We start from the raw sequence: 21,882 nt of genomic DNA on the forward strand, positions 1-21,882 counted from the left end.
CGAGGGGCCGCCCCGGATCTCTCCGGAGCGGCCCCTCGACCGTCGCTTCCCACGTCGGGACGACAGGATTTGAACCTGCGACCCCTTGACCCCCAGTCAAGTGCGCTACCAAGCTGCGCCACGTCCCGATGCCGTCTGACCTGGGGTTTCCCCGGGCCGAACGCGCAGGAAAACAATACCGCACTCGGGTCGGTGATCGCGCACCCGTTTACCGCGGGCCGGAACCAGCCGACGGTTGACCTCAAGTCCGGTCGAGGTTGCACGATCGTCGGCATGACGATCACCGAGCAAGAGACACGGACGTACCCGTTCACCGAACTGTCCCGGCTGATGAGCCTGATGACGGGCGACGAGAAGCACGGGCCCGCCGCGACCTCCACGCTGGACGTGCTGTGGGTGCTCTACGACCGGGTCCTGCGGGTGAACCCCGGCCGGCCGCAGGACCCGGCGCGGGACCGGTTCCTGCTGTCCAAGGGGCACGGCCCGATGGCCTACTACGCGGTGCTCGCCGCCAAGGGCTTCCTGCCGCGGGACTGGCTGCCGGGCTTCGGCTCCTACGACTCCCCGCTCGGCCACCACCCCGACCGCACCCTGGTACCCGGGGTGGAGATCGGCAGCGGATCCCTGGGGCACGGGCTGCCGATCGCCGTCGGTACGGCGCTGGGGCTGCGCGCGCAGCGGCTGGACGAGCCGGGGGTCTGGGTGCTCGTCGGGGACGCCGAGCTGGACGAAGGCAGCAATCACGAGGCGATCGCCTTCGCCGGGCCCGCCGGCCTGGAGCGACTGCACACGATCGTCGTCGACAACTCCTCCGCCAGCCACGCCCGGCCCGGTGGGATCGCCGCCCGCTTCGAGGCGGCCGGCTGGTCCACGGCGACGGTCGACGGGCGCGACCACGAGGCGCTGTACGCGGCGTTCACCGCGCCGCACCCCGGCAGACCGCACGCGGTGGTCGCTCGTGTCGAGCCGAAGTACGCCTGAGCCCCGCTGCCCTGTCCCTCCTTTGCACCTCTCCCGTCTCCCTCCGTCTCCCTCCGTCTCTCCGAAAGGCCTTTGCCATGGAAACCATGCGTGACCGTCTCGCGCCCGTCGTCAGCCGGCTGCTGGACGAGGATCCGCGGGTCGCGGTGGTCCTCGCCGAGATCGGCAAGGACGGCTTCGCCGAGGCGCTGCGCCGCCACCCGGACCGTGTGATCAACGTGGGCATCCGCGAACAGCTGCTGGTCGGCGCGGGCGCGGGACTGGCGCTGACCGGGATGCGGCCCGTGCTGCACACCTTCGCCAGTTTCCTGGTGGAGCGGCCCTTCGAGCAGGTCAAACTGGATCTGGGCCACCAGGGCGTGGGCGCGGTGCTGGTCAGCGCCGCCGCGTCCTTCGACTGGCCGGCGGGCGGCTACACCCACATGGCGCCCGGGGACGTGGCGCTGCTGGACACGCTGGACGGGTGGACGGTCCATGTGCCGGGCCACCCGGACGAGGCCGAGGTCCTGCTGCGGCACGCGGTGGCGGCGGGCGACGACAAGGTGTACGTCCGGCTGTCCGCGCAGACGAACGAGGCGGCCCGCACGGTGGACGGGCAGCGGTTTCTGACGGTCCGCGAGGGCCGCTCGGGCGTGGTGGTGGCGGTCGGCCCCGTGCTGGACGCGGTACTGGCGGCCACCGAGGGCCTCGATGCCACCGTGCTGTACGCGACGACGGTGCGCCCCTTCGACGGGGTGGCGCTGCGCCGCGCCACCGAGGCGGCGGGCACGGACGTCGTCCTCGTGGAGCCGTACCTCGCGGGCACCTCGACCGCCGCGGCGAACGACGCCCTCACCGACCTGCCGCACCGGGTGCTGGGGCTGGGCGTGGGCCGTCGGGAGCTGCGGCGTTACGGCACGGTCGAGGAGCACGTGCGGGCGCACGGTCTGGACGCGGGGTCGCTGCGGGCGCGGATCGGCCGCTTCCTGGCCGGTGCCCTGGTCTGATGCCGGCACCGCGCCGGCCCGCGGTCCGGCTCACGCACCGGCCGGCAGCCCCAGGTCCGGGTACGCCTCCAGAAGTCCGGGCGGTGCGGCCTGGCGCCAGGAGTCGGCGAGTATGTCCCGCAGTTCCCGCTCGTCCTCCAGGGCCGCGAGCCGGGCCCGGACCCAGGCGAAGGACGCCTCGTGGTCGGCGATCCAGAACTTCTCCGGTTCGGCGAGGACCAGTTCGTCGCGCTCCTCCTTGGGACAGCGCACGGCGATGGAGGTCTCGTCCTCGGGCAGCGTGGCGAACATCTTGCCCGCGACCCGGAACGTTGGCATGCTCCAGGCGATCTTCTCCGTGGTGTCCGGAAGGGACAGGGCGATGCGGCGTACGTCTTCTGCGTCCTGCATGCCTCGCACCGTAACCCCCGCCACTGACATCGATGCCGACACTCACCGGCCGGCCGGGGCGAGCCGCTTGTAGTACAGGGTCGTCGGGCGCAGATCGCCGTCGGGGGCGGCCGCGTAGTCGGGGATGACCCCGGCCCGTGTCCATCCGGCGCCGGCGTAGAGCCGCTCGGCCGGGCTGTCGGTCTCGGTGTCCAGGTGCAGCAGGGTGATCCCGGCGGCGGCCGCCGCCCGCTCTGCGGTGGTGAGCAGGGTGCGGCCCAGACCGCGGCCGCGGGCGTCCCGGTGCACCATCAGCTTCACGAGTTCGGCTCGGTGGCGGCTGTTGGGCCGGTCGGGGAGGGCCAGACCGACCGTACCCACGACGCGGCCGGCGTCGTAGGCGCCCCAGACGGCGCTTCGTCCCGCGGCGAGTCCGGCGGCGCGCTCCCGCCACCAGTCGGCGGCCTCGGCGCGCTCCACCGGGTGGAGGAACCCGATCGAGGCGCCGCCCGCGACCGTGTCGAGCAGCAGGTCGGCGTAGCCGTCGAGGTCGGCGAGGAGCCGTCGGCCGTCGAGCCGGAGCACGGTCACGGCAGCACCACCGCCACCAGGTACCGCGCCTCGTCGTCGCCGGCGCACCGGAACCGGGTGGGCCCCCACACCCGCAGCCGCAGGCAGTCACCGGCGGACAGCTGGTGCGCGGTGCCGTCGGCGGTCATCTCCAGGGCGCCGGCCAGCAGCCAGACATGCTGTTCGAGTCCGGCGACGGGCGGCCGGTCGTAGGCGATGTCGGCGCCGGGGGCGAGCCGGCCCTCGACGAGTTCGCCGCGCAGGCCGGGGTGCGGCGGCGACACCGACCGCCGGACGAATCCGGAGGCGCGGTCCTGCCAGACCCGCTGGTCGGCGGCGCGCACGACCGGCGCGGGCTGCTCCTCGACCTCGCTGAGCAGCTGGGACATGGTCCGGCCGTAGACATGGCACAGGCGGTTCAGCAGGGAGGCGGTGGGGCTGGTCTCGGCCCGCTCGGCACGGGACAGGGTGGACCGGCTGATTCCGCTGCGCTCCGCCAACTCCCCCAGGGACCAGCCCTGTTCGGCCCGCAGGCCGGCCAGACGGGCACCCAGCCGGGCGTCCACGGGGTCGACGGCGGCACCCTCGATCTCTCGTTTCACATCCGGGAGGATATCCCAGATATGAAACGACGCCCAGGGGGTTCCCGGGGCGGCCCGGGGTGTCCGGGTCAGAGGCCGGCCGCCGCCTCCCGCAGCGCGTCCAGGACGGGGCGGATCAGCGGGTGCCCCTCCGCGCCCCGCCGTATGGCCGCGAAGACGCGGCGGGTCGGCGCCACCCCGTCCACCGGGCGGACCACCACCCCGGTGAGGGCCATGCCGCGCAGCGCGGAGCGCGGGACGAGGGCCACGCCGACATCGGACGAGGCCAGTGCGACGACCGCGCGGAAGTCGTCGGAAGAGTGCTCCATCCGGGGTTGGAAGCCGGCGTTCTCGCAGGCCAGGACCACCACGTCATGGCAGGGGTTGCCGGGGTAGGGGCCGATCCAGGCGTCCTTGGCCAGCTCGGCGAGCGGCACCTCCACCGCGTCGGCCAGCCGGTGACCGACCGGGACCACGGCGTCGAAGGGCTCGGCGTAGAGGGGCACGTGGGTCAGGCGGGGGTCGTCGGCGGGCGGCGCCCCCCGGTACTCGACGGCCACGGCGACGTCGACCTGCCGGTCCAGGACCATCGGCAGGCTGGCGTCGCCCTCGGCGTCCCGCACTCGGATGCGGATCCCCGGCGCGGTGCCGGCCAGGCGTGCCACGGCCGGCGCGACGACCAGCGCGATCCCGGTCGCGAAGGCCGCGACGGTGACCGTGCCGGCCTGACCGGAGCCGTAGGCGGCCAGTTCCGCCTCGGCCCGCTCCAACTGGGCCAGGACGGCGTTGGTGTGGCCCAGCAGGATCTCCCCGGCCGGGGTGAGCCGGACCCCCTTGGCGCCGCGCTCGACCAGGCGGTGGCCGGTCTCCTGTTCCAGTGCGGTCAGCTGCTGCGAGACCGCGGAGGGCGTGAGGTAGAGCGCGGCGGCAGCCGCCGTCACCGTACGGTGGTCCGCCACCGCACGGAGGATGTGGAGCCGCCGCGCCTCGATCATGGATCGATTGTCTCAAATACGCCGTTGTCGCCGGTAAGCCGGGTGTTCGCCGGTCAGCTCTCCAGCTCGGCCCGTGCCGCCACGAAGGCGTCCACCGCACGGTGCACGTCCGCGGTGGAGTGCGCCGCGGAGAGCTGGACGCGGATGCGGGCCTGGCCCTGCGGGACCACCGGGTAGGAGAAGCCGATCACGTAGACACCGCGCTCCAGCAGCAGCTCGGCCATCCGGCCCGCCTTCGCCGCGTCGCCGATCATGACGGGCGCGATGGCGTGCTCGCCGGGGAGGACGTCGAAGCCCTCCTCGGTCATCCGCCGGCGGAACAGGGCGGTGTTCTCGTTGAGGCGGACCCGCAGGTCGTCCGCCGACTCCAGCAGGTCGAGGACCTTCAGCGAGGCCGCCGCGATCACCGGGGCGAGGGTGTTGGAGAACAGGTAGGGGCGCGAGCGCTGCCGCAGCAGGGCCACGATCTCCGCGCGGGCGGCGACATAGCCGCCGGAGGCACCGCCGAGCGCCTTGCCGAGGGTGCCGGTGATGATGTCGACGCGGTCCATGACGCCGTGCAGCTCGGGGGTGCCGCGGCCGCCGGGGCCGACGAATCCGACGGCGTGCGAGTCGTCGACCATGACCATCGCGTCGTAGCGGTCGGCGAGGTCGCAGATCTCGGCCAGCGGCGCCACGTACCCGTCCATGGAGAACACGCCGTCGGTGACGATCAGCCGGCGCCCGGCGCCGCCGTCCGCGGCTTCCTTCAGCTGCCGCTCCAGATCGGCCATGTCACGGTTGGCGTAGCGGAAGCGGCGGGCCTTGGACAGCCGGATGCCGTCGATGATGGAGGCGTGGTTGAGAGCGTCGGAGATCACCGCGTCCTCGGGGCCGAGCAGCGTCTCGAAGACACCGCCGTTGGCGTCGAAGCAGGAGGAGTACAGGATCGTGTCCTCCTGGCCGAGGAAGGCGGACAGCCGCGCCTCCAGCTCCTTGTGCACCTCCTGGGTGCCGCAGATGAAGCGCACGGACGCCATGCCGTAGCCCCAGCGGTCCAGGGCCTGGTGGGCGGCGGCGACCACCTCGGGGTGGTCGGCGAGGCCCAGGTAGTTGTTGGCGCAGAAGTTGAGGACCTCGCCGGGCCGGCCGCCCGCCGTGACGTTCACGGTCGCGGACTGCGGGGTGCCGATGACCCGCTCGGGCTTGTGCAGACCGGCGGCGCGGATCTCGTCGAGGGTGGCGCGCAGGTCGTCGCGCACGGAGTCGAACATGACGGGGGCTCCTAAGGGTTATGCGGTCCAGTCGAGGATGACCTTGCCGCCCTTGCCGGCGGCGGCGTCGGTGAAGGCCGCCTCGAAGTCGCGGTAGCCGTACCGGCCGGTGATCACGGGGGCGAGGTCCAGGCCGCCCTCCAGCAGCACCGACATCGCGTACCAGGTCTCGAACATCTCGCGGCCGTAGATGCCCTTGAGGGTGATCATCGAGGTGACGACGCGGGCCCAGTCGACGGGGAACTCCTGCGCCGGCAGGCCGAGCATCGCGATCCGGCCGCCGTGCGTCATGTTGGCGATCATGTCGCGCATCGCCTCGGGGCGGCCGGACATCTCCAGGCCGATGTCGAAGCCCTCGCGCAGGCCCAGCTCCCGCTGCCCGTCGGCGATCGACGCGCCGGAGACGTTCAGCGCCAGGCTCACCCCGATCTTGCGGGCCAGTTCCAGCCGCTCCTCGCTGACGTCGGTGATGACGACGTTGCGGGCGCCCGCGTGCCGGGCCACCGCCGCCGCCATCAGGCCGATCGGCCCCGCCCCGGTGATCAGCACGTCCTCGCCGACCAGCGGGAAGGACAGGGCGGTGTGCACGGCGTTGCCGAACGGGTCGAAGATCGCGGCGACATCGAGGTCGACGGGGACGCGGTGCACCCAGACGTTCGACGCGGGCAGGGCCACGTACTCGGCGAAGGCGCCGTCGCGGCCCACGCCCAGCCCGACCGTCGCTCGGCACAGGTGGCGCCGGCCCGCCAGGCAGTTGCGGCACTTGCCGCACACCAGGTGGCCCTCGCCGCTCACCCGGTCCCCGACGGCGATGTCGGTGACGTCGCGGCCGGTCTCGACGACCTCGCCGACGAACTCGTGCCCGATCACCAGGGGGGTGCGGATCGTCTGCTGCGCCCACCCGTCCCAGGACCGGATGTGCAGGTCGGTGCCGCAGATGCCGGTGCGCTGCACCTTGATCAGCACGTCGCCGGCGCCGATCCGCGGCTCCGGGACGTCCGTGAGCCAGAGCCCCGGCTCCGCCTTCTCCTTGACCAGCGCCTTCACGCTACGGCTCCCGTGGTGAGGTCCCGGGCCCGGGCACGCCGACGGCGCCCGCGACCGGGAAGAGGGGTGGAATCGGAGAGCAATCTGCCGTACCGGAACCGCCCCGGTCCATCGAGGATTTCTTAAGCGGAGCCGCAGCTCTGCTTCAGGCCCAGGTCACCTGCAGCGGCAGACCGTCGCGCTCGCTGCGTTCCACCTCGGCGGCGAGCCGCGCCGCGGCCGCCTTCACGGTTTCCAGCCCGGCCCTCCCCCAGGCGCGGGGCGTGAGATCGGCGGCGCAGACCGTACCGAGCACGCGGCCCGCGCTGTCCAGGAGCGGGGCGCCCAGATAGGAGTGCACGCCGTACGCGTCGACGATCGGGTTGCCGGCGAACCGGGGGTAGTCGCCCACGTCCTCCAGCGCCAGGGCCCGTCGCCGGGCGACGACGTGCGGGCAGTAGCCGTGGTCGCGGGGCAGCGACCGGCCGACCTCCGGTTTGCCGCGACGGGCGGCGGGCTCCGGGACGCGCAGCCCGGCGAAGAACTGCTCGCTCTCGCCGATGAAGTTGACCATGGCGTAGGGCGCGCCGGTGACTTCGGCGAGCCGGCCGGCGAATCCGTCGAGGACGGGCTCGGGCCGTTCCCCGAGACCGAGCCGGCGCAGCCTCAGGGCCCGGTCGGGGGCTTCGCGGTCCTCCGGCGTGAGCAGCAGCCGACCGGCCGGGCGGGACGGGTCGTAGCTCATGGCCGGGTTCATCGCCGGGCTCCTGCCGTCTGGTCGTGCGTCATCTGCGGCTCCGTGGACGGTGGTTCGGGTGTCACCTGTGGGCGCCGCGGCTCGGCTGGGGTGCGGCCGGCGCGTGCGCGATGAGGTGCCTGACGAGGGTGAGCAGGGTCTGCACACCGGAGGCGGAGATACGGGCGTCGCAGCGCACCACCGGGATCGCCGGGTCGAGGTCGATGGCGGCGCGCACCTCCTCGGGGTCGTAGCGGTGGGAGCCGTCGAACTCGTTGAGCGCGACGATGAAGCCGAGGCCACGCTCCTCGAAGAAGTCGACGGCCGCGAAGCAGTCCTGGAGCCGTCGGGTGTCGGCGAGGATGACCGCGCCGAGCGCGCCCTCGCACAACTCGTCCCACATGAACCAGAACCGTTCCTGTCCCGGGGTGCCGAACAGGTACAGCACGTGCTGCGGGTCGAGGGTGATCCGTCCGAAGTCCATGGCCACGGTCGTCTCCACCTTGTTCTCGACGCCCTCCAGGCTGTCGGTGGCGGCGCTGACGGTGGTGAGCAGTTCCTCCGTGGAGAGCGGCTCGATCTCGCTGACGGCACCGACGAACGTGGTCTTGCCCACGCCGAACCCGCCCGCCACGAGGATCTTCAGCGCGGTGGGAAAGGGGTCCGGGCCGCCGTCGTACGGGCCGTACTCGCCGCTCGGACCGCACGCGCCGTAGTCAGAGCTGTCGTCGTAGTCCATCGAGTACTGCCTCCAGTAGCGCCCGGTCGGTGGGGTTGTGGTGGAACGCGGGGGGCTTCGTGGTCAGCGCCCCGCAGTCGACGAGGTCCGACAGCAGCACCTTGGTGACCGCCGCCGGCAGCTTCAGGTGGGCGGCCACCTCGGCGACCGGGACGGGCGCGCGGCACAGGTCGAGCGCCTGCGCGTGTTCCGGGCCGAGGTAGCCGAGGGGGGTCGCCCCGGTGGCCATCACCTGCGACATCAGGTCGAGGGCGACGCTGGGCCTGGTGCGGCCGTTGCTGACGGTGAAAGGGCGCACCAGCCGTCCGGCCGCGTCGTCCAGCCAGGGCCCGTCGCCGGCCGCCGCCACGCTCAAGGCCTCATCACCGGGGGTTCGACGGCGTGCTGCCGAGGCGCCGTCACCAGGTAGGGACGGACGCTCTTGACCAGCATCGCCATCTCGTAGCCGAGCACCGCCGCGTCGGCCTCGCGGCCCGCGAGCACGGCGAGGCAGGTGCCGGAGCCGGCCGTGGTGACGAAGAGCAGCGTCGAGTCGAGTTCGACGACGACCTGGCGTACGTCGCCGCCGTCCCCGAAGCGGACTCCGGCGCTGCGGCCGAGGGAGTACAGCCCGGAGGCCAGGGCGGCCATGTGGTCGGCGCTGTCGGGGTCGAGGCCGTGGACGGACTTCACCAGTCCGTCGCAGGACAGCAGCACCGCGCTGGTGGTGTGGGGCACGCGCTGGACGAGGCCGCTCATCAGCCAGTCGAGATCGGATACATGGCCGGTCGGCGCATCGCTCGCCATGGTGGATCGACTCCTTGGGGTACGAAGGTCTGCGGGAGCGCTGGGGGGTGGGGTGGTCATCCGGCGGGCGCGCTCCCGTCATGCCGGAAGGGGGTCTGGTCGGGGGCGGGGGCGTCGGGCGAGTCCGGGGTGCCGTAGGTCCGCGGGGACGCGCCGAGTGCGGCGGTGCCGGACCCGGTGAAGGGTGCCGGGGGGTCGGACTCCAGGCTCTGCTGGGCCTCGGCGAGCCCGACGCCGCGCTGGAACGCCGCCATGAGGCCGGGGTCGTGGCCGACGGGCTGGTCGGACTCCTGCCGGGGCACGGGGCCGCCGCGCAGCTGGGGCACGATGTGCTCCTGGGCGCGGCGCTTGGGCAGCGTCGGCTTGCCCATGGTGCCGCGTACGGCTCCGGCCCGCGGCACGGGCGCCTGCCCGGAGTGTTCCTCCACGATCCACCGGTCCCCCGGCCGGACGCCGGGCACGGCCTCGGCGGGGTTGGGCCGTGCGCGGTGGGCTCCGCGTACGGGGAGCGGCGCGGGCCGCCCGTCGCCGGACTCGCGGCCCGCCGTCCCGGCCGTGTCCCGGCCCGCTGCCGGGTCCGGGTCCGCTGCCGTGTCGTGGCCCCGCGCCGCCACCCCGAGGTCCGGGGGTGCCTCGGTCGCGGCGGGAAGGGCACCGGCGTCGCGGTCGGCTCCGCTCGGTTCCTGACCGGGGCCGTTCTGACCGGGACCGTTCTGACTCCGGTCGGCGGTCCGGTGTGCGCCGATTCCGTCCTGGGCGCCCGCGGCGGTGCCGAGGGGCCGCGCGGGGGCCGCGTGGGGGCGGGGCGGGGTGGGCCCGGCGGTGCGGGACTCGGCGGCGGACGGCGGACGGGCCGGGCCGGGGGCGGTGGAGGGGCGGCGGGTGGCGGGCGGGTGCCCGGCCGCGGTCGCGTCCCGGTGGCGGCCGGTCGTGGCCCGGTCCTGCGGGCGGGCGGTTCCGGGCCGCTGCCGGGTGGGCGTGGCCCCGGCCCCGGGGCGGGCGTCCTGACCCTGCGCCGGTACGGGCAGCAGGCCCGCCCCGGCGCCCTCGTGGCGGGTGGGCCCGGCCGGCGCGGGCGGCCCGGCGGGGTCGGGCCCCGGCACGCGCCCGCTCTGGGCAGGCCGGCCGTCCGGGTCCGCCGGTGCGCGGGCCGGTCCCCCGGCGGGCCGCGCGTCGGGGTACGGCCGGGTGCTCACCTGGCCGGTGACGGCCGACGGGGCGGTGACTGCCGATGGGGCGGTGACTGCCGATGGGGCGCTGACGGCCGACGGGGCGCCGTCGGGCAGGTCGGGCCCCGAGCCCAGCAGGGCCTGCGGCACGACGAGTACGGCCTGGACGCCGCCGTAGATGTTGCTCTGCAGCCGGACCCGGATGCCGTGCCGCCGGGCCAGCTGGGAGACGACGAACAGGCCGATGCGCCCGTCGGCGAGCAGGCGGCCCACGTTGACCTGGTCGGGGTCGGCGAGCAGGGCGTTCATCCGCTTCTGCTCGTCGGCCGGGAGGCCGAGCCCGCGGTCCTCGACCTCGACGGCGAGTCCGGAGGTGACGAGGTTGGCGCGCAGCAGCACCTGGGTGTGCGGCGCGGAGAACACGGTGGCATTCTCGACGAGTTCGGCGAGGAGGTGGATGACGTCGGCGACGGCGTGGCCGCGCAGCTCGCCGTCGATCGGCGGGACCAGCTTCACCCGTGAGTACTGCTCGACCTCGGCGATGGCGGAGCGCAGCACCTCGGTCATGGAGACCGGGTTGCTCCACTGCCGGCGGGAGACGGCCCCGCCGAGCACCGCGAGGTTCTCGGCGTGGCGGCGGATCCGGGTGGCGAGGTGATCGACGTGGAAGAGCCCCTTGAGCAGGTCGGGGTCCTCGATCTCGTTCTCCAGCTCGTCGAGGATGGAGATCTCGCGGTGCACCAGCGACTGCAGGCGGCGCGCGAGGTTGACGAACACCTCCAGTTTCTGTTCGCTGCCCGCCTGGCTGGACAGCTGTGCGGCCCGGACGACGGCGCCGACGGCTCCCTCGTGGGCGCGGGCGAGGTCCGCGGCGAGCAGTTCGAACTCGTCGGCGTCGGCGGGCGGGCCGCTGCGGGTCCTGCGCTGGGGCGGTACCTCACCGCGCCGCAGCGCCTCGACCAGGCCCCGCAGTTCGGCCTCGCCGCGCGCGCTGCTCCCGCGCAGGGCGTCGATCCGGTCGGTCACCGAGCGGGCGGCGCGGTCCGCGGCCACGGCGGCGATCAGGATGCCGACGCCGGTGACGGTGACCGCGCCGGTCAGCACGGCCCACAGGGTGACGCTGGGCCGGGCGCCGGTGGAGCGGACGGTGAACAGGACGGCGGCGCAGGCGCTGAGGGCGACGGCGGTGGGGGGCAGCACGGCGAGCCGCAGCAGTTGGGGCCGTATGTGTGTCTCGGCCGTCGCGGGGGCGGTGCGGGCGACCGGTCGCCCGTGCCGCCCGCCCTCACGGCGGTCTGCGCGTGCGGCCGGTGCGCGGAGGTGAGACATCGGTGTCCTCGTACTGGTCCGTCGGGCCTGGTTGCTCGCGCGTGGGGCGCGAGCCGGGCATGCGGCATCGCGAAGTCGGTCGGCGGGGACCGGGGTCTCGGCCTTTCGTCGCCCGACGGACACTCACAGTAGTCGCCAACGCGTCAGGTGCGGTGGGCAGTTGACAAACTCCCCCGGGGAGCGTCCCCCTCTGGTATGAGCCTTCGTACGACAGACCGATAAGACGGCGGCCCGAGGGGTGGCGACCCGAAGGAAATCGATCACACCTGGTCAGGGGTGGTCATGAAGAAACGACGAGGGCCGGGGATGCCACACTCCCCGATCCTCACCGTCAAGCATGTGACGCCGTTCGCCCGATCGTGGTCAACCTGCCGGAGACTCCCGCGATCTCCGGGCGGGAACGCACTCACCGCCCTCGAACATCACTCACCGTGTCGACTCTGGCCACGACTCCACCCTTCCGAACGACATTGAATAGACGCGACGACTCGTCTAGTCTCTTGATAAGACGCAACGGTAAGTCTCGGCATGTGCCGCGCCTTTCCGCACCCAACCGCTCATGAGAGGCCACTTCCGTGGGGAACTCGACCGTCCGCGCCGTCGACCGGACCGGCGCTCCAGAGAGGGCGCGCGGCGGCGGCCTCGCCGTCCTCAGCGTGGCCTTCGCCTTCTGGATCACCATGGCGGGCACCACCGCGCCCACCCCGCTCTACCCCTTGTACGGCGAGGAGTTCGGCTTCACGCCGTTCACCGTGACCGTCGTCTTCGCCGTCTACGCGCTCGGCGTCGTCCTCGGGCTGCTGGTCTTCGGCCGCCTCTCCGACCAGGTGGGCCGGCGTCCCGTCCTGGTCGCGGCCACCCTGCTGTCCGTGGTCGCCGCGGTGGTCTTCCTCCTGGCCCAGAGCGTCGCCGCGATGCTCGTCGCCCGGGTCGTGTCCGGCTTCTCCGCGGCTCTGGTGACCGGTGCCGCCACCGCCTCCCTCGCCGAGCGGCTCGGACAGCACAGTCGCGTCAAGCCCGCCACCCTCGCGTTGTTCGCGAACATGGGCGGTCTCGCCTGCGGCACGCTGATCGCGGGGATCCTCGCCGACCTCGCGCCCTCCCCGCTGCGCACCCCCTGGGTCGTCATGCTCGCCCTCGCCGCCGTCGGCATGCTCGGTGTCCTCGTGAGCGGGGAGAGCTCCGCCCACCGTTCCGGTTTCTCGCTGCAGGTCCAGCCGCTGCACGTCCCCGCCGAGATCCGCTCGGACTTCCTGCGCTCCGCGATGGCCGCGGGTGCGGGCTTCGCCGTGCTCGGCGTCCTGACCGCCGTGACGGGCCTCTTCCTGGGGACGGTGCTGCACGAGTCCAGCCACGCCCTCACCGGACTCGTGGTCTTCATCGCCTTCGCCTGCACCGCCCTCGGCCAGCTCCTCGTCCGCACCCTCAAGCCCGCCACCGCCCTGCCCGCCTCGTGCCTGGGCCTGATCGCCGCGGCCGGTCTGATCGCCGCCGCGATGGCCACCAGCACCCTGGCTCCCCTGCTCGTCGGCGCCGCGGCCAACGGACTGGCGACGGGCATCGCCGTCGGTCACGGCATCGGCGGCATCACCACGCGCAGCGCCCCCCAGCACCGTGGCGCGTCGGTCTCCACCTTCTTCGCCATCCTGTACTCGATGCTGGCGGTGCCCGCGATCGGTGTGGGAGTCCTGATCCGCGAGACCAGCCTGCGCCCGGCCGGCGAGACGTTCAGCGCGGTGGTCGCCGCGCTCTCTCTCGGCGTGCTGCTCAGCCTGGCGCGGACCGGCCGCCGGGCCGCCTGAGCCGGCCTGCCGTTGCACCGGTTCACGGCGGACCCGGTGTGCCAGAATCACAGCGACGGACACGATGCGAAGGGTTGACGGAACCATCAGCGCCACGCGGAAACCACCACCGGCCTGCGAGAAGACCACGGTCGTCAGCCGGACCGGCCCACGCCGCAGCGAGAGCGTCCGGCTCGCGGTCCTGCACGCCGCGGACGACCTCCTGGTCGAGCGGGGCTTCGCCGCCCTGACCATCGAGGGCATCGCCCAGCGCGCGGGGGTGGCCAAGCAGACGATCTACCGCTGGTGGAAGTCGAAGGTCGACATCCTCCTCGACACCCTCACCGACGACGCCCGCGAGGCCCTGGAGTGGCGCGTGGACGAAGGTCGTGGCGTCGAGGAGACCCTCACCTCCCATCTGCAGCGGGTGGCCGACTTCTTCGAGGAGCCCGCCGGCCAGGTGCTGCTGGCCCTCCTGGGCCACGCCCAGCTGGACAGCGAGACGGCGGCGTCGCTGCGGGCCGGATTCCTGAAGGAGCAGCGGGAGCGCGACGTGGCCGGCCTGCGAGATCTCCTCGCCCGCGACCAGGAGCCGGCCGTCGACGATCGCACCCTCGACCACCTCGTGGATCTGCTGCTCGGTCCGCTGTACTACCGCGTCCTGGTCTCCGGCTCCCCCGTCGACAGGGACCTGGTCGAGAGGACGTCCCGTCTCGTCCTCGCCCTCGCCCGCGAGCCGTCGGCCCGCAGGCCCTGACCTCGGACCGACCTGTGCGAGTGGCCCCCGACCTGTGTCGTCGGGGGCCACTCGCACGCGACGATCAGTGCAGGCTGATGCAGCCGCTCCTGATCCCCTCGATAACCGCTTCGGTACGTGACGCCGCGCCCAGCTTGATGAAAATCGAGTGCAGATGAACCTTGACGGTACGCTCGGAAATCCCCAGCAGTCGGGCGACCATCCTGTTTGAGTTCCCCTCCTTGATCCCGTTCAGGACCTGACGCTCCCGCGGTGTGAGTGTCGATACCGTTCTGCCCGCCACGCGATCCGACACCACCTGCTCGGGATCCAGAGTGGCCACTAATCCTTCGGATGTCGGACGGGATGCGCGAGACATCTACTTCCCCCTGCCATGCATGGTCATCACTCATCAAGACGTGCACGCGAGCGCCATTGCCCACGCAGCCGCATCTTCAACGATTCCTCGTCGTGAAAACAGTATATGGGCGCCACCGAAAGCCGTGGATTAAACGTGGGTTACTTCACATGTGAAGGTTGCACCCTAAACCACCTGCCACCCAGCCCGCCCGCACGGCCGGAAGCGGCGGTTCCATTCAAAGAAAATGCATGGTGCACACATTGCACTGGATAAAGTGTCGAACGGTCAATAACGTGGGACTCGAAGGCGGAATACCGCCTCGCACCTCATCATTCGTTTTCCCTGCGGGGAGGTGAGCCGATGCTCGTCGAGCGAGTACGGCGAAACAACCACTTACTCCATCCGGCCGGCTGCCTGGTCTTCTCCGGCGGCGCCTACCTCTTCATCCACTCCGACCTGGGCACCGATCCGCTCGACGTGTTCTCCCTCGGCCTGATGCGGCACCTGCCCGTCACGGTGGGCGTCTCGCAGACCCTGGTGGCGGTGGTCTGCCTGGTCGTCGTGGCGGCCTGGACGCGGGAGAAGCCGCTGGTGGCACCCCTGTTCACCTTCTTCTTCTGCGGCGGCGTGATCGACCTGCTCCGCTGGTCGGACCCCGCGCGCGCCCTGCCGGTTCCCTCTGCGGGACTGCTCGCGTGCGCGGTGCTGCTGTGCGCGTACGGGTCCGCGCTCATCATCATGAGCGGTTTCGGCATCCGCGCCGTCGACGCGCTCGCCCTCACCATGACCAGCCGGTGGAACTGGCCCTTCTGGACGGCGAAAGGACTCGTCGAGGCCTCTTTGATGGTCTCCGGATTCCTTATGGGCGGGCCCCTCGGGATCGGTACGGTGTGTTTCCTGGTGGGCGTCGACCTGCTCATCCAGCCACTCATCAGGGCACATTCCAAAGCCTCCCGAATTCCCCGTTCAGTAATCCCGGAACGGTCGGCCCGGATCACCCGGTGACACCACGAAAAGGACGCGGAACAATGCCTTCATCTCTGCATTCCCCCCAGGTTCGAGCAGTACTCGAAACGATCGCAGCCGAACAGCAGCGAGTGGACGCCGTCGAACAGCCGAAGCTTCTCGACATCATCAGGAACCGCACCGCTCCATGGACTCCGGGAGAATTGGTGGACGCATGTGCCGACGGTTACTACGCGGCTCCCGCGGACGTCGGCCGAATGCTTTACGCATGGGTGCGTGCCATGCGCCCGCAGACCGTCTTCGAGTTCGGCACCTCCTACGGTTTCACCGCCATCCATATAGCGGCGGCGCTCCGGGACAACGGTTCGGGAAAGCTGTGCACCGTGGATCTACACGAAGGAAAGTGCGCGGCGGCCCGGGACCATCTGACATCCGCGGGCGTGGCCGAGTACGCCGAGGTGATCGTGGGTGAGGCGGTGGAGGTGATGTCGTCGTTCCCCGAGCGGATCGACCTCCTCTACCTGGACGGCTGGGCGGACTTCTATCTCGACGTCGTCCGCGCCGCCGAGCCCCGGTTGCGTCCCGGCGCGCTGGTTCACGCCGACGACACCGTGAAGTTCGCGGCCGCCGCCCAGCCCTATCTCGACCACGTCCGCGACCCCGCGGGCGGCTACGTCTCCGTCGCCGTCGCCGACGGGCAGGGGCTGGAACTGTCCACGTTCACCGGCGCGTCCGGACGGACCGGCTCATGAGCGTCTCCCCGTCCGCCGGACCGGCTCGGCGGTCCGCCGTCGAGCCGGGCGACGGCCGCCCCGGCTCGCGGGCGGCCGTCGCCGCGCTCGGCCTGTGCGTCATGCTGGTGTTCGGGCTCGGGGCCGGTGTGAACCTGGCGGTCGGCCGGCTGGCCACCAGCACGCTGCACCCGACGCCGACCGAGATGCTGTGGATCGTCGACAGCTATCTGATCGTCTTCGGGTGCCTGCTGATTCCGAGCGGAGCCGTCGGAGACCACTTCGGGCGAAAGGGCGCCCTGCTCACCGGCCTGGCCCTGATGGTCGTGGGGTCCCTCGGGTCGGCCGTTTCCCCGACGGTCCCCCTGCTGCTCGTCGCCCGCGCGGTGACCGGGGCCGGGGCCGCCCTCGTTCTGCCCAACAGCCTTCCGCTTCTGACCGGCTGCTATCCGCCGGAGAAACGCGGTCACGCCGTCGCGCTGTGGACCGCATTGGGCGGGGGCGGCGGTGTGACGGGCAACATCGTGGGCGGCGCCGTTCTCCAGTTCTTCGACTGGCAGGCCCTGTTCGCGGTCGCCGCTCCTCTCGCCGCATTCGGAATCGTCGTGGCGGCGAAGTCGCTGCCACGAGCCGAACGCCATCAGCACTCCATGGACGCGGGCGGGGTTCTTCTCCTCGTCGTCGCCGTGTTCGGCGTGCTGTTCGGCATCATCGAGGGGCCCGAACTCGGCTGGGCCTCCCCCGCCGTGCTGCTGAGCTTTGCCGCGAGCGCCCTGTTTCTCGCGCTTTTCCGCCGGTACGAACTGCGCCGGGAGCAGCCGTTGCTGGATCCCCGGGTATTCCGCCATTCCGGAATGCGCGCCGGGACGCTCGGCGTCATCGTGTCCTTCGTCGCGATGTACTCCGTCTTCTTTCTCAACGGCCAGTACCTGATGAACGTCAAGGACTATCCGGCCGTCCTGGCGGGTCTGGGCACGGCCCCCCTGGCCGTCGTCATCTTCCTCGTCTCGCCGCGAGCCGCCCGGCTGGCCGACCGGTACGGCGCGCGGCCGGTCATCGGCTGCGGCCTGCTCGTGGTCGTCGTGGGGCTGGGACTCTTCTCGCTGTGCGGCCCCGGCACCGCCTACGTGCTGTACGCCGGGTGCATCGTCGTGGTCGGCGTCGGGTCGGGGCTGTCCAACCCGCCGCTGTCCCAGGCCATCGTCAGCTCGGTGCCCGTGCGTCAGGCGGGCGTCGGCTCGGGCGTGAACAGCTTCGGCCGGGAGATCGGCGGAGCGCTCGGGTTCGCCGTGTTCGGCACGCTGCTCAACGCGCGGTTCACCCATGCCCTCCCGGCCGGGCTGCGGCACCTGGAGGGGGCGTCCGGAGGGCAGGCGCTGGGCACGGCCCTGCGCGGGGCGGAGCACTCCGGGACGGACGCGGCCCGCCTCTCGGCGCAGGTACGGCAGGCGTTCACCACGGGAATGGCCGAGTCGTTGCGGTTGATCGGCCTCCTGTTGCTGGTGGCGGCGCTCCTGGTCATAGCGTGGTTGCGTCCCCGTGCCGGGGAGCCGACCACGTCCCAGGAGAAGCATTGAGCCCCACCGCTGTCGACGACCCCGGCCAGGACGGCGACTGGGCGGGCGAGATGCCCGGCGCCCCGGCCTCCCAGGTGGACATGCGGCTGTTGCCCGCCCTGGACGCCCTGTTGCAGGAGGGGAGCGTCACCGGGGCGGCCGAGCGGCTGGCTCTGTCCCCGCCCGCCATGAGCCGTGCGCTGTCCAAGATCCGGCGCGCGCTCGGCGACCCCGTGCTGGTGCGGGCCGGGCGCGGTCTGGTCCCCACGCCGAGGGCACTGGAGCTCCAGCCCAAGGTGCGGGCCCTGATGCGGGAGGCCGAAGCCCTCCTCGCCCCGAGCCGGCAGGAGGACCTCGCACAGGTCAGCAGGACCCTGACCATCGTCGCGGACGAGGCCTACGCCGCGGTGCTGGCTCCGGCCCTGCTGAACCGGGCGAGCGCGGAGGTGCCGCTCGCCCGGTTCACGTTCACGGTGGAGAGCACCCACGGCAGCGCGCCGCTGCGGGAGGGTGCCGTGGACATCGAGGTGGGGATCATCGACGAGTGCAGCCCGGAACTGCGGATCGAACCGCTCTTCGAGGACCGGTTCGTCGGAGTGGCGCGATCCGGACATCCTCTGCTGGCCGCTGCGGTGAGCGCGCAGGCGTTCACCTCGGTCCGGCACGTCAGCGTCTCCCGCAAGGGCCGTATGACGGGCCCGATCGACGGTGCGCTGCACGCGCGCGGTCTGCGACGGGACGTCATCGCCTCCGTGCCGAACTACGGTGAGGCGTTGCTGATGATCGCGGCGAGCGACCTGGTGACCGCGATGCCCCACTCGCTGGCCGCCAGCGCCCGGCAGTCCGTCGGCATCGAGCTGTTCGAACTTCCGGTGGAGACCGAGCCCATCAGCATCTGCCAGGCCTGGCACCCCCGCCACGAGACCGAGCCCGTGCACGTGTGGCTGCGGCACGCCGTCCGCGCCGCCCTCACCCGGTCGGGGCCCCCGGCCCCGACCGGTGAACGGTGCTCAGGCCCGTCCGCCGGTCAGGAAGCGGACCGGGCCGTCGAGCAGGACGTCGACGGCCGACGGTGACGGCGGCGACGCCGCCCCGTCGCCAAAGCCGCCCCGTTCCACGGCCGCGCCGACGACCGCGCCGACCAGGAGCCGGGCGGCGAGCCGGGGAGCGATGTCGCCGCGCACGTCGCCCTGCGCCACGGCCCGCTCCAGCAGCGCGGCGATCCGCCGGACCACCTCGGCACGGCACACGGCGTCGGGGGCCGACGGGCCGGGCTCGCCGTCCGGACCCCAGAACAGGGCGTACCGGGCCGGGCCGGCCGCCGCCGCGCCGGCCAGCCCGCGCAGCAGCGCGGTGAGTTCGTCGAGGGGCCGGCCCGTCCCGGCCGCGCTCGCGGCCAGCAGCGCCCGCACGTCCGCGCGGACCGGCCCGGTGATCGCGCGCAGCAGCTCGGCCTTGCCCGTCACGTGGCGGTACAGCGCCGCCTTGGTGAAGCCGAGGCGGGCGGCGATGTCGCTCATGCTCGTCGCGTCGTAGCCCCGCTCGTGGAACAAGGCCGTCGCGGCCGTGAGGACGTCCTCGCGGCCGCGACGGAGGCGGGGCGACGGTGTGGCCGTCGTGGCCGGTGGCGGGTTCACCGCGGTGACCGCCCCCGGCACATCTCCAGCAGCGCCTCGGCGACGCCCGCGCCGCCCTCCCCCAGCTCCTCGGCGTACCGGCCCCGGATGGCGGCCTCGCGCCCGGAGTCGACGGGGGAGCCGCCGCTTCCGGTACGGATCCGCTGGATCTCCCGCGAGGTCTCCAGCCGCTGCTTGAGCGAGCCGATGAGGAAGTGGTCCAAGGCGTCGATCCGCTCGCGCAGCCGGGCGATGTCCCCGGACGCGGGCTCCGTCGAACCGCCTGCTGCGGAGGTGGTCTCGGTCTGCATCGTCTTGCTCCGTTCGTACGACGGGACATGGGCCGCCGAGGGGTACGACCCGAGGAACCTCAGCCCGGGCACGCGCCGCCGCAGCAGGCCGACGGCGCGGGCGGTCGCGGGCCGGTCGGTGCCGCCCGGGCAGTCGGCGAACAGGACCGCTCCGCCGCGCCCGTCGGACACGGCCCGCAGGGACGCGGCCCGCAGGAAGGGGTGGCGCCGCAGGCCGGCCACCAGCCCGTCGACGTCCTCCGGCCGGCCGGGGAGACGCCCGACCAGCGACGTGCGGTCGGCACGGGCCGGCTGCGGGAAGCCCGGCCCGCCGTGGCGCGCGCACAGCAGGAACCGGGTGGCCGCGCCGGCGGTGTCCTGTATCCCGGTGACCAGGACCTGGAGACCGTAGTGGGCGGCGGTGAAGTCACCGGCCACGGCGGCGTCGCACTCCCCGTCCCTGACCCGGCGCGCGGCCTCGGCGTTGGACGGCGCCGGGATCCACCGCGCCCGCGGCACGCGCCGGTCGAGCCATTGCGCGACCTGCGTCCCGGCGTGCGGGTGGCCGCTCACCGTGCCCACCCGCGCCAGGGACGTGCCGGGCCGGACCAGCAGGGCGAACTCGACGGGGAGCACGACCTCCCTGAGCACGGTCAGCGCGGGTGACTCGGCGAGCGCGCGCACCGTGTCCGCGACGACGCCGGCCACCGTGTTGTGCACGGGCAGCATCGCCGCGTCCACGGCGCCCCGGCACACCAGGGCCAGGGCGTCAGCGGCGTCGGCGGCCGGTGCCAGCGGGGAGCCCGCGGCCTCCGGGAGCGAGCGCAGGGCCAGCTCGGTGAAGGTGCCCTCCGGGCCCAGGTAGGCGAACCGCCGCCGCGGGTGGGGGAGTCGGCCCGGCGCGGGCTGCGCCAGGGTGTCCGGTACCGGCGTCCTCATGTCATGCGCTGGCCAGAGCGGCGTCCATGGTGCTCGCCACCGCGCTCTTGGCCCGCCGCAGTTCCCTGTCCTCCAGCAGCCCGGGGGCGAACGCGGCCGCGTCGATGGTGACGGTGGCCGCGGCCCGTCCGGCCTGCTCCACCTCCACCGTCGTGCGGAAGGTGAGCCGGCTGGGTTCCGACACGTCGGACTCGTCCACCGTCAGCCGCAGGGTGGCACCGACGGGGAAGAGGAAGTTGGAGAAGGAGGTGTTCATCGAGTTGAGGACGATGTAGTAGCGCTGCTGCGGCCAGCGGGCCGTGTAGTAGCGCTCCACCACCGCGACGAGCATCTGGCGGGCCGCCTCCACGGCCACCATGCCCTGTACGTGCACGCGGTCCTGGACGTCCACGAGCAGTTCGTTGTGGTCGTGCAGGCGCAGAGCGGCCTCGTACGTGGTGTCGTCGGCCTGGGTGAGTCCGGCGACCAGCACGTTGTCCTCGCGCGCCTTGTGCAGGTCCTGGCGGCGGGCGGGCTGTCCGGTGGAGTGCACCAGCGTGATCCGGTCGTCCAGCTGCCGCCGGGTGACGGCGTCCTGGAGGTAGGAGATCTCGAACTCCCCGATCCCCTGGCCGGCGACCACGTGCATCGGCCCCTCGACGGTGTCCAGGTCGCCCGCGTCGAGGGAACGGGCCAGGCGGGAGAACGTCTCGGCGCCGACGGCCTCGGCGAAGTCGCGGAACCGGTCGCCGACGACGAGTCGGGAGGTGGCTGAGCTGCTCATGAACATGCCTCCTGGCGGGGGAAGGCCGCGGTCATGCGGAGCCGCGGTGTGCATTCAGCGTGAAGTCCCCGAAATGGGCTCGCCAGTCGCCTGTTGGGAGTAGGTACGAGGTACTAGCCGTATCGGCCGACTGCCGTCGCCACGGCGCGGCGCGCATGCTGGTGGGGGGTCGCCGGCTCCCGGCCGCGGGTGGGCGCAAGGAAGTCGCGGCCCCTGTCCCCGCGGCCGGCCGAAGAAGCTTCATCCACATGTCGGTTCGGTGATCCGCCGGTGGTCGCCGAGGACGACGTGACGGCCCGCTGCCGCGGGCGACGGGGGCGCGCAGGAGGCAGGACAATGACCGCCGGCCTGGACGACGTCACCGGCGCGTCTGCCGACGCCGGGTCGGCCGCCCAGCGGATGACCATGTCGCGGGCGCTCAGCCGGGCCCTGCGCGACGCCCTGGCCGACGACGACCGGGCCCATCTGATGGGCGGAGACGTCGGCACCCCTGGCGGTGCGCCTTCCGCGTCACCCGCTCGGTCCTCAAGTTCGGTGCTCCACCACGACGTAGGGGGGGGGGGGGGGGGGGGGGGGGGGGGGGGGGGGGGGGGGGGGGGGGGGGGGGGGGGGGGGGGGGGGGG

The 21,882-nt window shown here is 72.8% G+C and carries 22 protein-coding genes, 1 tRNA gene and 1 pseudogene; 8 read left to right on the forward strand and 16 right to left on the reverse strand.

The window, feature by feature from the left end:
* Positions 1–54: 54 nt before the first annotated feature.
* A tRNA-Pro gene (locus AC3ET3_RS25480) sits at positions 55–128 on the reverse strand.
* A 145-nt stretch (positions 129–273) separates the two neighbouring features.
* Between AC3ET3_RS25480 and AC3ET3_RS25485 the strand changes: the two genes are divergently transcribed.
* A complete protein-coding gene (locus tag AC3ET3_RS25485; RefSeq protein WP_432133513.1) occupies positions 274–981 on the forward strand; it encodes a transketolase in 708 nt (235 codons plus the stop codon).
* A 77-nt stretch (positions 982–1,058) separates the two neighbouring features.
* Positions 1,059–1,967 (forward strand): transketolase family protein, encoded by a 909-nt coding sequence (locus AC3ET3_RS25490; RefSeq protein WP_435612961.1) that lies wholly within the window; start codon positions 1,059–1,061, stop codon positions 1,965–1,967.
* A gap of 30 nt (positions 1,968–1,997) precedes the next feature.
* Here the strand turns inward: AC3ET3_RS25490 and AC3ET3_RS25495 are convergent, their stop codons facing one another.
* The 11 genes and pseudogenes from AC3ET3_RS25495 to AC3ET3_RS25545 all read right to left on the reverse strand — a co-directional run bounded on the left by AC3ET3_RS25495 (position 1,998) and on the right by AC3ET3_RS25545 (position 11,520).
* Positions 1,998–2,357: an MmcQ/YjbR family DNA-binding protein gene (locus AC3ET3_RS25495; protein WP_432133515.1), complete on the reverse strand. Its 360-nt coding sequence runs from the start codon at positions 2,355–2,357 to the stop codon at positions 1,998–2,000.
* Positions 2,358–2,399: 42 nt separating this feature from the next.
* Positions 2,400–2,927 (reverse strand): GNAT family N-acetyltransferase, encoded by a 528-nt coding sequence (locus AC3ET3_RS25500; protein ID WP_435612962.1) that lies wholly within the window; start codon positions 2,925–2,927, stop codon positions 2,400–2,402.
* On the reverse strand, positions 2,924–3,508 hold the full coding sequence (locus tag AC3ET3_RS25505; protein ID WP_432133517.1) for a helix-turn-helix domain-containing protein: 585 nt from the start codon (positions 3,506–3,508) through the stop codon (positions 2,924–2,926). Before AC3ET3_RS25505 ends, AC3ET3_RS25500 begins: the two co-directional genes overlap by 4 nt.
* Before the next feature lie 68 nt (positions 3,509–3,576).
* Positions 3,577–4,482 (reverse strand): LysR family transcriptional regulator, encoded by a 906-nt coding sequence (locus AC3ET3_RS25510; RefSeq protein WP_432133518.1) that lies wholly within the window; start codon positions 4,480–4,482, stop codon positions 3,577–3,579.
* A gap of 53 nt (positions 4,483–4,535) precedes the next feature.
* Positions 4,536–5,735, reverse strand: a complete 1,200-nt coding sequence (locus AC3ET3_RS25515) for a glycine C-acetyltransferase (protein WP_435612963.1) — start codon at positions 5,733–5,735, stop codon at positions 4,536–4,538.
* 18 nt (positions 5,736–5,753) lie between these two features.
* Entirely contained in the window at positions 5,754–6,782 is a 1,029-nt protein-coding gene (tdh, locus tag AC3ET3_RS25520; protein WP_435612964.1) for an L-threonine 3-dehydrogenase, read from the reverse strand.
* 145 nt (positions 6,783–6,927) lie between these two features.
* On the reverse strand, positions 6,928–7,506 hold the full coding sequence (locus AC3ET3_RS25525; RefSeq protein WP_432133726.1) for a GAF domain-containing protein: 579 nt from the start codon (positions 7,504–7,506) through the stop codon (positions 6,928–6,930).
* 73 nt (positions 7,507–7,579) lie between these two features.
* Entirely contained in the window at positions 7,580–8,236 is a 657-nt protein-coding gene (locus tag AC3ET3_RS25530; RefSeq protein WP_432133521.1) for a GTP-binding protein, read from the reverse strand.
* Entirely contained in the window at positions 8,214–8,585 is a 372-nt protein-coding gene (locus AC3ET3_RS25535) for a DUF742 domain-containing protein (RefSeq protein WP_432133727.1), read from the reverse strand. Before AC3ET3_RS25535 ends, AC3ET3_RS25530 begins: the two co-directional genes overlap by 23 nt.
* Positions 8,586–8,587: 2 nt before the next feature.
* A complete protein-coding gene (locus AC3ET3_RS25540; RefSeq protein WP_432133522.1) occupies positions 8,588–9,022 on the reverse strand; it encodes a roadblock/LC7 domain-containing protein in 435 nt (144 codons plus the stop codon).
* A 56-nt stretch (positions 9,023–9,078) separates the two neighbouring features.
* Positions 9,079–11,520: pseudogene (locus AC3ET3_RS25545) on the reverse strand (ATP-binding protein).
* A gap of 575 nt (positions 11,521–12,095) precedes the next feature.
* Here AC3ET3_RS25545 and AC3ET3_RS25550 point away from each other — a divergent pair.
* Both AC3ET3_RS25550 and AC3ET3_RS25555 read left to right on the forward strand, forming a co-directional pair.
* A complete protein-coding gene (locus AC3ET3_RS25550) occupies positions 12,096–13,322 on the forward strand; it encodes an MFS transporter (RefSeq protein WP_432158261.1) in 1,227 nt (408 codons plus the stop codon).
* Between the two features lie 64 nt (positions 13,323–13,386).
* Positions 13,387–14,058, forward strand: coding sequence for a TetR/AcrR family transcriptional regulator (locus AC3ET3_RS25555; protein ID WP_432158262.1), 672 nt, complete (start codon positions 13,387–13,389; stop codon positions 14,056–14,058).
* Between the two features lie 64 nt (positions 14,059–14,122).
* Here the strand turns inward: AC3ET3_RS25555 and AC3ET3_RS25560 are convergent, their stop codons facing one another.
* Complete coding sequence (locus tag AC3ET3_RS25560) at positions 14,123–14,380, reverse strand: response regulator transcription factor (RefSeq protein WP_432133525.1); 258 nt, start codon at positions 14,378–14,380, stop codon at positions 14,123–14,125.
* A 378-nt stretch (positions 14,381–14,758) separates the two neighbouring features.
* Here AC3ET3_RS25560 and AC3ET3_RS25565 point away from each other — a divergent pair, with 378 nt between their 5' ends.
* From AC3ET3_RS25565 to AC3ET3_RS25580, 4 genes are read left to right on the forward strand one after another with little or no spacing between them, the layout of a single operon-like run.
* Positions 14,759–15,403, forward strand: coding sequence for a YczE/YyaS/YitT family protein (locus AC3ET3_RS25565; protein WP_432133526.1), 645 nt, complete (start codon positions 14,759–14,761; stop codon positions 15,401–15,403).
* A gap of 23 nt (positions 15,404–15,426) precedes the next feature.
* Positions 15,427–16,116, forward strand: a complete 690-nt coding sequence (locus tag AC3ET3_RS25570) for an O-methyltransferase (RefSeq protein WP_435612965.1) — start codon at positions 15,427–15,429, stop codon at positions 16,114–16,116.
* Positions 16,113–17,672: an MFS transporter gene (locus tag AC3ET3_RS25575; RefSeq protein ID WP_432158265.1), complete on the forward strand. Its 1,560-nt coding sequence runs from the start codon at positions 16,113–16,115 to the stop codon at positions 17,670–17,672. The genes AC3ET3_RS25570 and AC3ET3_RS25575 overlap by 4 nt, the downstream gene beginning before the upstream one ends.
* Positions 17,669–18,727, forward strand: coding sequence for a LysR family transcriptional regulator (locus AC3ET3_RS25580; protein WP_432133529.1), 1,059 nt, complete (start codon positions 17,669–17,671; stop codon positions 18,725–18,727). Before AC3ET3_RS25575 ends, AC3ET3_RS25580 begins: the two co-directional genes overlap by 4 nt.
* Here the strand turns inward: AC3ET3_RS25580 and AC3ET3_RS25585 are convergent.
* From AC3ET3_RS25585 to AC3ET3_RS25595, 3 genes are read right to left on the reverse strand one after another with little or no spacing between them, the layout of a single operon-like run.
* Positions 18,662–19,309, reverse strand: a complete 648-nt coding sequence (locus AC3ET3_RS25585) for a TetR family transcriptional regulator (RefSeq protein ID WP_435612966.1) — start codon at positions 19,307–19,309, stop codon at positions 18,662–18,664. The genes AC3ET3_RS25580 and AC3ET3_RS25585 overlap by 66 nt on opposite strands.
* Positions 19,285–20,496 (reverse strand): chorismate mutase, encoded by a 1,212-nt coding sequence (locus AC3ET3_RS25590; RefSeq protein WP_435612967.1) that lies wholly within the window; start codon positions 20,494–20,496, stop codon positions 19,285–19,287. Before AC3ET3_RS25590 ends, AC3ET3_RS25585 begins: the two co-directional genes overlap by 25 nt.
* Position 20,497: 1 nt before the next feature.
* Entirely contained in the window at positions 20,498–21,259 is a 762-nt protein-coding gene (locus AC3ET3_RS25595) for an AfsA-related hotdog domain-containing protein (protein ID WP_432159236.1), read from the reverse strand.
* Positions 21,260–21,882 lie beyond the last annotated feature (623 nt).

The organism is Streptomyces sp. bgisy159, from assembly GCF_057707805.1.